General features: G+C 49.9%; 9 protein-coding genes. 3 read left to right on the top strand and 6 right to left on the bottom strand.

What is annotated here, in order from left to right; all coding sequences use genetic code 11:
• From QUA24_RS07910 to QUA24_RS07900, 3 genes are all read right to left on the bottom strand, one after another.
• Nucleotides 1-1,529 (bottom strand): calcium-binding protein (locus QUA24_RS07910; protein WP_333228636.1); only part of this gene is annotated, 1,529 nt, incomplete at its 3' end.
• Between the two features lie 34 nt (nt 1,530-1,563).
• On the bottom strand, nt 1,564-4,791 hold the full coding sequence (locus QUA24_RS07905; protein WP_333228634.1) for an Ig-like domain-containing protein: 3,228 nt from the start codon (nt 4,789-4,791) through the stop codon (nt 1,564-1,566).
• A 377-nt stretch (nt 4,792-5,168) separates the two neighbouring features.
• Nucleotides 5,169-7,376 carry a recombinase family protein gene (locus QUA24_RS07900; RefSeq protein ID WP_333228632.1) on the bottom strand — a complete coding sequence of 736 codons (2,208 nt, stop codon included), beginning with the start codon at nt 7,374-7,376 and terminating at the stop codon, nt 5,169-5,171.
• A gap of 52 nt (nt 7,377-7,428) precedes the next feature.
• Between QUA24_RS07900 and QUA24_RS07895 the strand changes: the two genes are divergently transcribed.
• Nucleotides 7,429-8,793 carry a proton extrusion protein PcxA gene (locus QUA24_RS07895; RefSeq protein WP_333228630.1) on the top strand — a complete coding sequence of 455 codons (1,365 nt, stop codon included), beginning with the start codon at nt 7,429-7,431 and terminating at the stop codon, nt 8,791-8,793.
• Nucleotides 8,794-9,299: 506 nt separating this feature from the next.
• On the opposite strand, the gene rodA is transcribed toward QUA24_RS07895, so the two are convergent.
• From rodA to QUA24_RS07880, 3 genes are all read right to left on the bottom strand, one after another.
• Entirely contained in the window at nt 9,300-10,559 is a 1,260-nt protein-coding gene (gene rodA, locus QUA24_RS07890; RefSeq protein ID WP_333228628.1) for a rod shape-determining protein RodA, read from the bottom strand.
• Nucleotides 10,560-10,891: 332 nt separating this feature from the next.
• Complete coding sequence (locus QUA24_RS07885; protein ID WP_190661613.1) at nt 10,892-11,239, bottom strand: VOC family protein; 348 nt, start codon at nt 11,237-11,239, stop codon at nt 10,892-10,894.
• Between the two features lie 69 nt (nt 11,240-11,308).
• Entirely contained in the window at nt 11,309-13,711 is a 2,403-nt protein-coding gene (locus tag QUA24_RS07880; RefSeq protein ID WP_333228626.1) for a tetratricopeptide repeat protein, read from the bottom strand.
• Between the two features lie 214 nt (nt 13,712-13,925).
• Between QUA24_RS07880 and QUA24_RS07875 the strand changes: the two genes are divergently transcribed.
• Together QUA24_RS07875 and QUA24_RS07870 are read left to right on the top strand one after the other, a co-directional pair.
• Nucleotides 13,926-14,132 (top strand): NfeD family protein, encoded by a 207-nt coding sequence (locus tag QUA24_RS07875; protein WP_333212178.1) that lies wholly within the window; start codon nt 13,926-13,928, stop codon nt 14,130-14,132.
• A 29-nt stretch (nt 14,133-14,161) separates the two neighbouring features.
• On the top strand, nt 14,162-14,344 hold the full coding sequence (locus QUA24_RS07870) for an NfeD family protein (protein ID WP_333212176.1): 183 nt from the start codon (nt 14,162-14,164) through the stop codon (nt 14,342-14,344).
• Nucleotides 14,345-14,423 lie beyond the last annotated feature (79 nt).

The raw sequence follows: 14,423 nt of genomic DNA, 5'->3' as shown, positions 1-14,423 counted from the left end.
GTGGTTGCTGGTGTAGGAGTTGTGGTTGCTGGTGTAGGAGTTGTGGTTGCTGGTGTAGGAGTTGTGGTTGCTGGTGTAGGAGTTGTGGTTGCTGGTGTGGGACTTGTGGTTGCTGGTGTGGGACTTGTGGTTGTCCCGGTTGTGGGACTTGTGGTTGTTCCGGTTGTGGGACTTGTGGTTGTTCCGGTTGTGGGACTTGTGGTTGTTCCGGTTGTGGGACTTGTGGTTGTCCCGGTTGTGGGACTTGTGGTTGTCCCCTCAATGGTGAAGGGATTGTCGTTTACGCGCGGTATTTGAGCTGTAGTGAACCTAGATTCATCTAGCGAGTTCGATCGAACATCAATCAACACCGCCAAAAATTCCCCAGTTCGCCTGTCCCTAATAATCGTGTTGCTTGAATTCGAGCCTTGGCCCTGGAAAATTTCTAACTCTGTAAAGTTGAGACCTCCAGCTAGACCGATCGAATCTCCCGCATTAAAATCTCTAATTACATCAGCATCGCCGACTTCGCGGCCGCCAGTAGTAAGAAACCCGTTGCCACCAGGCGACGTGCCCACCCTACCGAGAACAAAGATATCCGATCCGTCGCCTCCTGTCAGAGTATCCGAGCCGCGATCGCCCGAAAGAATATCATCCCCAGCATCTCCAGACAAAGAATCATTGCCGTCGCCCCCGAAGATCAGGTCATCACCCTCGCCGCCATCACCAGTATCGTTACCAACACCGCCGGTGATGACATCCCCGCCCTCCTGGCCCAACAAAATATCATTGCCCGCAGCGCCGATCAGGCAGTCATTACCCGTGTCGCCAAAAACAGTGTCACTGCCCTTGTCGCCCAAAATCAGGTCGTCCTCCCCACCACCGCGCAGACAGTCATTGCCTTTACCGCCGTACAGCGAGTCGTTGCCTTCAGCACCCAAGACAAGATCGTTGCCCTGGTCGCCAAAAGCTACGTCACCGCCCTCGTCGCCAGAAACCAAGTCATCGCCTTTGCCGCCCCGCGCCGTGTCATTGCCACGCCCGCCCTCAACAATATCTTTACCAGCGCCGCCGTTGAGAGAATCGTTACCGTCTTCGCCCCTGAGTAGATCGTCTCCGTCCCGACTCAGAAGCGTGTCGTCGCCGGCCCCCCCGGAAATCGTGTCATTGAACAAGCTGCCGATTAAATAGTTACTGCCGTCATTTGCGACAACTAAGCCATCGACAAAAAGTGGCTCTGGGGGAGGCGTGGGAACTGTCACAGGTGGCCGCGGCACAGGCGTGACCGAAATGTCCGGGCCCGTCCCCATCATCATCGGCGGCTCCGTCCCCGTCATCATCGGCGGCTCCGTCCCCGTCATCATCGGCGGCTCCGTCCCCGTCATCATCGGTGGCTCCGTCCCCGTCATCATCGGTGGCTCCGTCCCCGTCATCATCGGCTCCGTGCCCGACGACGGCGTAGGCTGCGGCACCGTCCCGCTATCCAAACTATCCTCGTTCTCATCGGGTAGCCGCCCTTCGAGAAAAATTAGTGGTACTGCACCTGGCATTGTTCCGCCTCCTTGCGACGCTACTCAAAAACTACTAAATAAACTTAAAGTCAGATGCAGTAATGACGGTGCTGAGTGCTCCCGGCACTGTAGGAATAGAATTCAACACTGCCAAATCGAAAGCTGGGAGACTGTCATCTGCCACATTCGGGTCGAAGCCGAGAACGTACTTGTTAAAAGTATTGTTCAGGTACACAAAGAAAGCTCCCGTTTGGCTCGAACCGTTTTGATTCTTCAACACTGCATTTATTGCTTGAGCGTTGTCAAATTTAGATTCAAACAAAATGACTGATTGCTTGCTAATGTTGTCGCCGCTAGACCCGATATTCCTGACGATAAAACTGGTGAAATCGAGAGTAGTTCCTGAGTTGGTTAAACCTGCGAAATTTGATGACCTGAACAGAAATCTGTCGGTTTCGCTGCCGTTAGCGTTAAAGTCAGCAATCACGTCCACGCCTTCGCTGGGAGTTTCGTAGTAGAAGAAATCATTGCCAGCATCGCCCGTGAGCAAGTCAGAACCGTTGCCACCGCCCAAAATGTCATTGCCTGCACCGCCGGAAAGCGAGTCGTTGTCATCGCCTCCCAATACCAAGTCATTGCCGAAGGCGCCGCTGAGACAGTCGCTGCCGGCACCGCCGTCGAGAGTGTCGTCGCCCGCTTGGCCGTCGAGGGAGTCGCTGCCGGCCTCGCCCAACACGTAGTCATTGCCGGAACCTCCTAGTCCCGTGTCGTTGCCTTCTCCACCCAAAATCGTGTCATCGTTGTCGCCGCCCAAGATGGAATCGTTATTGATACCGCCGTCGAGCAAGTTTCTGCCCAATCCACCGTCTAGGATGTCGTCGCCGGCACCGCCGTCGAGGGAGTCGTCGCCAATGCCACCAAGTAAGGTGTCAATCCCGGCGCCACCAAGTATCGAGTCCTCGCCGGATTCTCCCAATATCGAGTCATTGCCTGTTCCGCCGTCAATGGTGTCGTTGTTGTCACCGCCCAAGAGGTTGTCATTGTCTATGCCGCCGAACATCACGTCGTTGCCGAGTCCGCCGATCAGCGAGTCTATGCCGTCTTCGCCGTCGAGGGTGTCGTTGCCGAGTCCGCCGTCAACGGTGTCGTTGCCGATCGCACCCACCAGCGAGTCGTTGCCTGCTTCACCGAATAAGAGGTCGTTGCCACCACTGCCGTCCATGATATCGTTGCCCTCGCCCCCAGAGAGGGTATCGTCGCCGGCCCCGCCGAGGATGAAGTCGCTGAGGTTGCTGCCTGTAAAGCTGCTGGCCGGGAGTGCGCTGCGATCGACAATATTATCTACCACCGTGATGCTGAAGGATGCCGGCCCGATAGTTGCAGACCCGTCGGAGGCTGTAAACGTGAAAGTGTCGCTGCCACCTGCTGCCAGCAAGTTGTATTTGACGATGTTGTTGTTGATATCGTCTTGGGTGAATTTGCCGCCCACGTTGAGAAAGGTGCTACCCCTTTGGACAAAACCTCTGGTAGCATCGGGGGCTTTAGTAATCGTGTAAACGATTTCCAAGGGGCTGTTGTCAGGATCTGTGATTAACAAATCGGCGGCAGTAATTGTCTGGGTAGGATTACTTTTGGCAACCACCACACCGTCGTTAATTATTAGCTGCGGGGGGCTACTGACGTTGATGGTTACTACCGCCTTACTTGTGCCGCCGCTGCCGTCTGAGATCGAGTAGCTGAAGCTGTCAGTACCCGAGAAGCCCGGATTCGGGGTGTATTTGAATACGCCGCCGCCCACGGGAACCAGGCTCCCTTTGTTTGCTGGAGCAAAAGTCGTGACAGTCAGAGCGCTTTGTTCCTGGTCAGTGTCGTTCAACAGAACGTTGAAACTGAGTTCTTGACCCGCAACCGTAGTGAAGTTATCGTCAACTGCTCTTGGAGGTTGGTTAAAGATGGGCGTCGGGAACGTCGGCGGCGGACTTCCTGTCGGCGTCGGACTTCCTGTCGGCGTCGGCAAATTCGGCGTCGGGAACGTCGGCACCGGCTCGTCTGGCGTCGGACTGGTTGTCGGTGTCGGACTGGTTGTCGGTGTCGGACTGGTTGTCGGTGTCGGACTGGTTGTCGGTGTCGGTAGGGGAAGCGGAGTTGCGCTGCCGGGAACTGTGGGGGCAATTACAAATGAGCTTCGCCCTAGGGTTCTGCTGTCTACTCCGGGCAATACTGCTAAAAAGTCGCCGCTGACGCCGTTGCGAATAATCGTACTGCCGGCTTTGGTCTCAGTGCTTTGGAAGATTACCAAATCTTCAAACTTGAGGTCGCCACTTAACCCGATTAAATCTTCACCTTGGCGAAAGTCTGTGAAAATGTCGGCATCAGCGAGATCGGGGCCGCCTGTGGTGATAAATGCCGCGTTAGTGCCGTCGCTGCTGCCGCTGGGGGAACTGAATGCACCGATGACGAAGACATCTCTGCCTTCGCCTCCTGCCACTACGTCTTTGCCTGCTTCGCCCCAAATAACGTCGTTGCCAGCACCGGCGTCCACGATGTCGTCGCCGTCACCGCCGAATACTATGTCATCGCCGTCGCCGGCAAAAATTGTGTCCCCGCCGGCGTTTCCGTAGAGCCAGTCGCCTCCTTCGTTGCCAAATAGCAAGTCTTCGCCGTCACCACCGAAGAGCGAGTCGTTGCCTTGGTCGCCCCACAGAATGTCGTCGCCTCGATCGCCCAAAAAGCTATCGTCGCCAGAACCGCCACGCAAGCTGTCGCTGCCTTTGCCGCCGTAAGCCGTGTCTCTGCCTTCGCCTCCGATTACCGTGTCGTTGGCGTCATTGCCATAAAGCAGGTCAGGGTTATTTCCCCCATCGAGGGAGTCGTTATCTTTGCCTCCGTACAGGGTATCGAGTCCTGAACCGCCATCAAGAACGTCGTTGCCTTCATTGCCGAACAGCACGTCGTCATCGTCGTTGCCAAATAGTAAATCGTCGCCTCCGACTCCTTGCAAGGTGTCGTTGCCTTGCAGCCCGGAAATCACGTCTGGGCCGGGACTGCCAGCTAAGGAGTCGTTGCTTTCAGTGCCGCGGACTACGCCGCCGATGATTCCGGGCGAGGTACCTTGGCCTCCGCCCAATGTGTCGTCTATGCCACCAAAGGTGTCGTCCCCGGAGGGAGGTGTTGGAGTCGGAGTCGGAGTTGGTTCTGGCGTCTCTGGTTCTGGCGTCTCTGGTTCTGGCGTTTCTGGTTCTGGCGTCTCTGGTTCTGGTGTTGGAGGTGGTATAATTACTAATGGCACTGCACTTGGCATTATTTTGGCTCCTTTAAACGACGATCCCGATTTACTTTAAGAACTGATTAGTATCAGTTTGTTGCCACCAATCTGGCTTAAAATTGATTAATAACCCCATCATTTCTAACATACTAAATCAAAACTGCCACGGCTATATATATTTTTTAAGCGGGACATCTTTTGATCTCAAAATATTAATGATTGCACGTTTTGATGCCTATGTTGGGTATACTTTAATATCGCGCCAGTTCGAGAGAACCTAGAAGTCGGGCTTGGAGTGAGCCCGGTGTATTTATCCAGAATCAGAAAAAATAAAAATCTTCGCCGTCATAATTTTTTCTTTCCGAATGTCGAATGCTGAATACAGATTTGCCTTTTGCCTGCAGAACCGAAGGTTATGCTGACTGCTGACAAGAAACAGAGCTGTTAATTAGGGGCAGAAGCGGCCCGGTTTGTTCTTGTCCACTGACGGATAGTTCACTGTGGCAAAGGTAAAGCAGGGAACAGCGACTTAACAAATCTAGCAGAATTCGCCGCAGTCGCTGTTGGTCGGCCGCCGTTTCCTCTTCGGTTTCCCAGGGACGCCCCTGTTGCGATCGCAAAAATAAGGGAGCGCCAAACAATGTCGCCGCACCGCCGCTCAGCCACAGGGGCGAGCCAGCATCCAGCCAAAAGTGCCATTTGTGGGCGCGGCGGCTGCTGCGGTACTGGAAGATGTTGGCGAGGGTGACGGCTCTGGCTGCTGGGCCTTCTGGACGCACTGGAAAGGGGTTGGCGGTGACGGTTCCTTGGCGCAACAACTGGATGAACCGGGCGATGGTTTCTGAGTCGCCGCCGTTTGTTGGTTCTACGCGCTGCATTCGCCCGTTGATTTCCCAGTAGTGGGTGGCGGTTTCCATTAACTCGCGCAGGGCTGCTAGCCGATCGTAGGGGAGGTATCTGTCGTTCATGAGAAATTTCTGGATGGCTCGATCGAGCAGGGCAATTGGGCTCGGCAACAGCCGCTCCTGCTGTTGCGATCGCTGTTGTTCGATCCACTCGACAATGTGCTTGTAGGCCCCGGCTGCTCGGTGTCCCAGTCTGTCCCACCGGGGAAAAGCTGTAATTTCCAGCAATTTAGGTTGATCGCTATGTGGACAAAAACAGTGATCGGCGATTAAACCTGCTCTCACTTGGTCGATCGATTTTTGATGGTGAATTTGAGATGTTAGATTGAAAGTCGAGTTAGAATCTTCTGTTTCTAATGAACGGTGTTTCTGGCTGCCCAACACTACTAGCATTTCGGCGGCGCCGTCTCGATCGACTAAACGGCCGAGTCCCGGATAAACTAAGGCTAACAAAGTGAGTAAAGCTCGAATCTCTGGGGTAGTCGAGAGGGGACGCTGATCGTTGAGAGATACGGCGGCGATACCATCTCGCGCGAGAATTTCCGTTAAACTGTAACGGGCGATCGCATCCATCCCAGGGGCAATTACAGCGATTTCCTGCGGTTCCACGGCTTGTGACTTCACCGCATCCACGATGATTTCGGCGGTTTCTCGCAGCAGTTGAGCCCTGGAAGTGGTTTGGAGCGATCGAACTGATCCGGGCAAACTCAAGCCTAGAGGATAAAAACCCTCAGAATTAACTGCTAAACTTACCGCTAAATCTCCAATCTCTGGGGCTAAACCGGCTTTTTCGTCCAAATTTACCACGCTTTGACAGCGGTCTTCGAGTCTGGCTAGGTATTCCGTGTCAGCCCCCAAGCCCAAACGCACTCCTCCCTCTGGATTGTAGGAGAACGCCCCCGCTGCACCTTGGTCGAGCATTCGATCGAACAAATGGCGACTTATCGCCGGATAATCGTCAACATCGTCTGCGATCACAGCTTGATATCTAGAGGCCAAATGCTGCTGATAAGTCGCATCCGGCAACAAATCGCGCCAGTAGAGTTCGCAAACAATCCCGTAAGTCAGGAACCCCCGCGTCAAGCACCATTCCCGCCACCTTTCCAGCAACTCTCTCATGCTAGTCCACAGGTTGGTCGAGCCACCGTCACCAGCAAATCCCTGTTCTAGAATGCTGGGAATCTCTTCTCTCGGCGTACCGCTGACAGCAGCAAGTTGTAATAAGTCTAGTGTTCGACGCACCATTCGGTTTGGACTTACCCCTGTTTTTTGCAAAATCCCTTCGTCTTCGCGACGCCAGAGTCTCGCGGCAAGTTCCAGTTCTGTTTCAGGTTGCAGCCGTAGGGGAAATTGAGCCCTCAAATTCAGCGACTGAACTAGCAGGGGCCAAAATAACAATACCTCCTGCTCAAAAAAACCGAAGGGCGTTGTGGAGTGAAAGGTATATTTTCCTTCGGTAGCGACGGCGATGCGATCGGCCAATTCTAGCCGGTTGTCTCCGTTAGCTGCTAAGACTAAAATTGCTGGGGCAGTTTGTCCAGCCCGCCGCCGCCCGGAACTCGATCGCCCTGAAACTGTTGCAGGAAGAGGCTTGACAGTTTTGCTCCAAATGCAGAACTGCTCGACTAAACGAGTGGTTTTGCCGCTTCGGGCAGATCCGACAATCCAAATTGAATCTTCGGTGACCGTTCTCAATTTATGTAAATTTGTTACCATACCGTGAATACTTTAATCACTAATGTCTACAGCCAACTAACCAGCTTTAGCTATGAATACTTCTCCGTGGAACAGGATTGTAAAATATCTCTACAGCCTTCACCAATGGTATCGAGAAACCCCTGAGAGGGCTCTAGAACAGGCCTACGATGCTGCGTTAGCAATTAAGGCGATCGAAGATGAGCATTTTGGCGGCCAAGGAATCTCTGAGCGATCGGGAGATTACGGACAAAGCACCCTGTCTTACTTTAAATCCGAACTGGAAAAATACCTCAAGGTCATCCAAACCCGGATGGTTGAGTTTAATGCTAGCCGTTCTTTTTTGGAACTGCCGGAGCGAGTGGGGGCTAAACCCAAAACGGGGCGCAGCGCTGATTATTACCAGCACGGATTACATCTCAACAATAAAGATAGAGCCTCCCTTATATTTGAGAAGCTAGAGTTTATTGATGGAGTCATCGACAAGTATATTAATAATAGTAGATCAACGGCAATTGTTCCGGTTGTCAGTTCGGTAAATTTGCAGGCAAAATCTACAAATAGCAGTTCTCCACCTGACCCCAAAAATAAAGGTTCAGCTAATTCTGTTCAAATTCACGATGGTGAGGTTGACACTAACTATGAAGAAGTCAATTTATTACCGCGATCGCTTTTGGGAACTTTGAATCGAATCACTAAAGATTTAGACCCTGGAGCTGAAAAAGAAGTAGTCAAGAATTTTCGCAATTCCAAAGTCAAAACAATTATTTCTCTCAGATTTATTTTGCTTTTGATTTTGGTTCCGCTGTTGACAAATCAAATTTCAAAAAACTTTCTAGTCGGTCCGATCGTTGATCATTTTAGAGGTCAAGAAAATGCTTCACTTTTCATAAATGTTAACCTGGAAGAAGAAGCATTCCAAGAACTGGAGAGATTTGAGCAGCGCCTCAAATTTGAAAGGTTAATAGGCACGGCTCCCTCGCTTTCTTTAGAGGAAACGGAAAATAAGATTGCTGAAAAAGCAGTTGAACTAGCGGAGGAATACCGCGCTGAAAGTGGGGGAGCTATTAAAAATATTTTTGCCGATTTGATTTCCTTGATTGCCTTCGCTGCGATTATCGTCACTAACAAGAAAGAGATTGAGATTTTAAAGTCTTTCATGGACGATGTGATTTACGGTCTCAGCGACAGTGCGAAAGCTTTCGTAATTATTTTGTTTACAGATGTGTTTGTCGGATTTCACTCGCCACACGGTTGGGAAGTAATTCTCGAAGGTTTATCGAGGCATTTGGGACTGCCAGAAAATAGGCAGTTCATATTTTTGTTCATTGCAACGTTTCCAGTGATATTGGATACGGTATTTAAGTATTGGATATTCCGCTACTTAAACCGGAGTTCGCCTTCGGCTGTTGCTACGTACAAGAATATGAACGAATAATTAGAGGCGAAGGAAGTTCGGCAACTGATTATGTAACGGATGTAACGGATGTAACGGATGTAACGGATGTCAGGAAGCAGAAAGTTCGGCAACGGATTCGCTCCACGGATGTAACGGATGTCAGGAAGCAGGAAGAAGGAAGAAGAAAAAAAGATGTAATAATAGCAATGGTTTCAGGCATTGATAAGGTCCTCAGTAGGGCATTCACTGCACACATATTTGCTGACCCATAGCGCATAAAACCATTTATTGTTTGCGTCACGAGTGGTTGAATTAAGTCGATATACTTAAGCTGTTGGGTCTCTAAATTTTATTTGGGGGCGGGTTCTTGCGCTCACCCCACAAGAATTTTATCAAACTTGACTTTCCTAAAGGCTCGGCTCAGGAAGCGTAAAGTTTAGATGTGGCTAGGTCGATCGACAAAAAATGCGATCGCCCGCAGAATTTCTCGAAAGAAATCAAAAGGGCGATCGCATTCCCAAAACTCATTAGCCATTACCAATGACCTAATTCCAACGCTTCTTGCGCTGTCGCTGGCTGGCCACCGCCTCCACCAGCCCCAGGGCGAGAAAATTACTCAGCAGCGACGCATTCCCGTAACTTAGGAAAGGCAGCGGAATGCCCGTAACCGGAGCCAAGCCAATGTTCATCCCAATATTGACGAATACCTGAAAAATCAACATTGACAGTACGCCGATTGCCAGCAAAGAACCAAAATTATCGTTAGCAGTTTGAGCGATCGTCACCAACCGGAAACAAATTATCCAGAACACCAATAACACGCCAATACAGCCAATAAAGCCCAATTCTTCGCCAATAGCTGAAAAGATAAAGTCCGTATGCTGTTCGGGAATAAAGTTAAGCTGAGTTTGCGTTCCCTGAAACAAACCCCGGCCCTTCAGTTCCCCAGCGCCAATAGCAATCCGAGATTGAATCAAGTGATATCCGCTGCCTAAAGGGTCTTTCTCGGGGTTTAAAAACCCTGTTAGACGCATTTTTTGATAATCCTTGAGCACATTCCAAAAAATATGTCCGAGGTGTCCAGAAACAACGTTCACCAACACAGCACCGAAAGTCCCCAACCAGGGCCAAGGCAGGGTTCGCCAAGCAATAATACCCGCAACAACTACCCAGGCTATCCAAATCGGTGTAGACAGGTTATTGAAGAGAACTGAGATGAGAGGAGAGAATAGCAATATTAGCCAGCCGGGATTGACATTACCCCAGTAGAACATCCCCATTGTGATTGCGCCGAAGACTAAGGAAGTACCTAAATTTGGTTCAGCAAAGATCAATCCCCAGGGTACAGCCATAATCGCCAGCATCCTCAACATATCCCGGACTGTGGGGACATTCTTCTCGTGCAGGAGAGCTGCTAAAGTGATAATCATGCCTACTTTGGCAAATTCTGAGGGTTGCAGGTAGAAGCCGCCGATGTTGATCCACCGCTGGGCACCGAGCCCTGTAGTACCGATAAAACGCACTGCGATCAGCGACAAATTGATTAATATGTAAATCGGCCATTTCCACTCAAGCAGTATTTGGTAGCGACAGCGGGAAATGATGATGGCAAGGAACAAACCGACTGCCCCAGTTACCCAGTGTCGCCACCAGTCGATCAGCCCCTGGTTGATTTCGACGCTGCGGATCATGATTCCCCCGAAGATGGTGAGGGCGATGCAAGTGCCAAACAGCCAAGGGTCTGCTTCTTCCCAGGGTTTGAAGATTGATTTCCAGCGGTTTCTGACTTGTATTCTCTGCAACATGAGGATTTTAGATTTTAGATTTTAGATTTTAGATTATCGAGCCGATTTTCGGAAGTTGTGGATATATTTCGGATTCACAGCCTGCACCTTACTTGAGAAGCCTCGGTGTTAGTACCTCAGATTATTCGGGGAGTTGTAGGGATGTTCCGGGAACGGAAGAAGGAACGCCAAACCGGGTATCTGGGTATTCTATTTTTTCTGTGCGCTTACTTAATTTAGTTCGCCATCGCACGTGGTCAGAAACCGGGTTTTTGTCGAGAAGACGGGTTACAACTCCCCGAAACCGCTAAAAACCCGGTTTCTTGGGTTTTGATTCGTAAGCCCTAGAATCGTCAGGCCGGTTCGTAAAGGTACTCAAAGCCGTTCCCATCTGGATCTCTGCCGTAGAAGGATGCAGTACCGTCGCGGTGTTCGTGAATGTGGGTGACGGAAACACCATCGGCTTTGAGTTGTTCGTAGGCGGATTCCATTTCGGTACGATCATCAAATACAAACCCAAAATGCGGCCCTGCTTGGTCGTAACTCGGACTCAACAGCGCCAATCCATCCTCTCCTGCTTTCAAATAAGCCCAGTCTGCATCTTTCCAAACTAACTCCATACCCAAGTTGCGGTAGAATTCAGCAGACTTCTCTATGTCTTGCACGCAGACGGCTACGTGTCCCAATCGTTTTAGTTTCATATCTACAAAGTTTATGGTTGTTCTTTCATTTATTGTATCTATTTTCTGATTTTTTGCTCGATTAATTAGCTATTTTTTCTGTTTTTTTGTTACGGCTAACTGTACTTTTTCTACTTGTTTGCTGGCGTCCATTTCGCTGAACAGTTGAATGGCGCGCTCAAAATTTTCTTGACTTTTCTCGATGTTACCAAGTTTTTGTTCTGTTAGTGCTAGTTGATAGCAAGCTTCGGCTCGGTCTAATTTAGCGCTGGTTCGATCGAGTATTTCTATTGCTTCTGTATGGTGCTGCAGGGCTTGGTCAAATTCTCCCTGTTCTCGGTACAGTGCTGCTATACCGCTGAGAGCCTTGGCTTTTATGGTGGTGTACTGGTTTTGGTCGGCTTGGGCGATCGCTTGGCGGTACAAGCTCAAAGCTTTCTCTGTCTCTCCCAGGTTTTGATAGGTGGCGGCGAGAAAAACTAACTTGTATCCCGTACCCACTAACTGACTGTTTTCCCGATCGGCATAAAGTTTTTCTGCGAGCTCTTCCGCCTCTTTTTTGGCTCCGATACAGGAGTTGAGGAAAGCTAACCCGACATTGATCGAACAGCTATTAATCTCGATTTCGTCCCGCGAAGTTTTCAGCTTAACAAATATCTCCATAGCTGATTCTAATTCGCCCATTTCTATTTGACAAAAACCTATATTAATTGCAGCGTTAACTTTCCAGAATTCGAGATTAGCTTGTTTGCCGTTTTCAGGCTCGCTGCTTTTCGCTATAATTTGCAAAGATTTAGTTGCTTTTATTTCTGATATTTGATGGCATTCTATGGCTTGATTTATTTCGCCTAAAATCCGGTAGCAAATGCCTAAAATACTGTATAAGCCGCTCAAATAGTAATCAGAAGTCACATTGTTGACGATGCGAGTAGTTGCTGAAATTATTGGCTGCAAGAAACCTAATTTGTAGAGCGCTCTACCGAGCTTGTAATCTTGGGCAAACTGGATATTGATTTTTTTGAGGATGACGCTCGCGGCCTGCTCGAAACAGCTAATTGCCACATAATGATAGTAAGCTTCAAAAGCTTTCAGGGCATCTTCTACAGTTTCAATATCTTCAACACTCTCTGTCCAGAAATCGGCTGCTTTGCGATTGGCACTTTCCCAGTCTCCGGGCGAGAGCCGATCGACCGCTTCTTCCCGAATTGCTGGATGCAGCCAGTATTCGCCCTTCTGAGACTCAACTAGCGATCGGTGCAACAGCGATTTAATGATTTGTCGGCGTCCGGCTTCGGGCACGTCCCACAGCAAACACAAAAGTCCGTCAGTAGGGACTGTCGGCACGTCTTGATAGCGGTAACAGCCCAAGCGACACAGGAGTTGATAGGCTTCGGCATCGAGTTCTTGCAGGCGGTTAAACTGACTGGTAACTAAATTTTTTAAGTCTGTTTCAAGGAGCGGATCTTCGCTGTTTTCTAGCCAGTAAGCTGCCATATCTCCGTCAAAATCTTCTCGGATCGTGCCGCAAATAATGCCCATTGCTTTGGCATTACCCCCGTAAACTTTGTGCATTTCCTTGAGGGCGACATCATCTATATTGATATTGCGGGCGCTAAAAAACTGCCGCCAAACTTCAACTTCCAATCCAGGAAGCAGGTAGTGTTCGACGGTGACATCCGAATCGCACAGTCGATCGCGACTGGTAATCAGCGTTACCGACTGCACCGCTGCGTCAGCCAAAACTCGCAACAGTTCCACGTAAAGCCGATGGGGTTCAATAAACTTACCTTGTCCGTCGAGTGCGGCTTCCAAATTGTCAATCAATACGCCGACTTTGTGAGTCTGAAGCTGCCGCTTCAGTCGCCCCAGGGTGACTCCAAAGTCTGGCCCTGGTTCTTCCTGAAAGTCTTGCTTGAGCCATTCTTCGATCGCGCTTTCCAAAGCTGTAATATTCTCTGTCTCTTTTGCCATCAACAGTTCAATTACTCGATCAAACCCTTGAGATTTGAGATACTGTCTGGCCAAAGTCGTTTTGCCGATACCGCCGGCACTTTGGATGACAATCACTTTTGCACCTTGGGCGACAAGAGTATTGAGATCTTCGATCGCCCCGAATCGGCCCAAAAAATTCGGGTTTTCGATTTCCAAATCCGCATCAAGTCCGAGAGATACTTGTGCCGGAACAGTTTGTCCCGACTGCGGTTCTACTTTCGAGTAGCTACGCCAATAGCGCTCTACAACCGCTTGAAGGTTGTCTCTTTTGATTTTTTCTCCTTCTCCAAACAGCGCTGAAAGTCGCTTCCACAAATTAGAGGCAGCATCCTTAACAGTCCCTACTCCATACCCTTCACTATCTGCAACCTGTTGGTACGTCCTGCCTTGCACGCCTTGCCAAGCTTCGCGAAAGATCGCGCTGTCAAGGTTGTCGAGAGTTTTCAGGTTTCGAGCCACAAGTAACGAGTTGGTAAAATCCAGTGCACGATCGGCTTCCATTTAGTCACCAGGTTTAGCGTTACCCATCTGACACAACTTTAACAGACTTTTTCCGACTCGCTTACACGCTCAAACAGTGGACTTGTATAGACTTTTACCGACTGACACGGCCGAGGTTGGCCGGGGATACTGTTGAGTGTGGAGGGGAAGTTGACAGACAAGCTTCTGACATCCGCACCGATCGAGTCGAGTTTATATTTGGGAGCAAGCAGCGATGTCTATTAACGATGTTGAAACAGCGATCGTAGATGAACAAATTCGCCCTCAAGAATGCGGCCGGGTTCGTTTCCAAAACAGTTGGTGGCCGGCGAAGTGCGATCGAGACATGACTTTTGAACCCGGTGAGGTGGTTCGCGTCGTGGGGATTGAAAATATTACTTTGATCGTTGCAGCGTCGTTTGCGATCAATGCTGAAAGTTAAGGCAAATCTACAATCGGGAGAAAGTAATCATGACTGTCAGCCATTTAGAAAGAGCGATCGTTGAAGAAGAAATTAAACCCAATCAGTCCGGCAGTGTGCGATTTCAAAGCAGTTGGTGGCCTGCCAAATGCGTTCGAGAAATAACTTTGCAACCCGGTGAAATAGTTCGCGTCGTGAGACTTGAGAACATTACTCTGATAGTTGAAGCGTAGTGGGGAAGTAAGGAGTTAGCGAGTCGAGCTATAAGTTGCTCGCATCTCCAAGTTCCGCCAAACTTGGTAGTATGAACCC

The sequence above is a fragment of the Microcoleus sp. Pol12B5 genome (assembly GCF_036701335.1).
Taxonomy (GTDB): Bacteria; Cyanobacteriota; Cyanobacteriia; order Cyanobacteriales; family Microcoleaceae; genus Microcoleus.
This window is presented reverse-complemented; position numbering and strand designations above follow the sequence as displayed.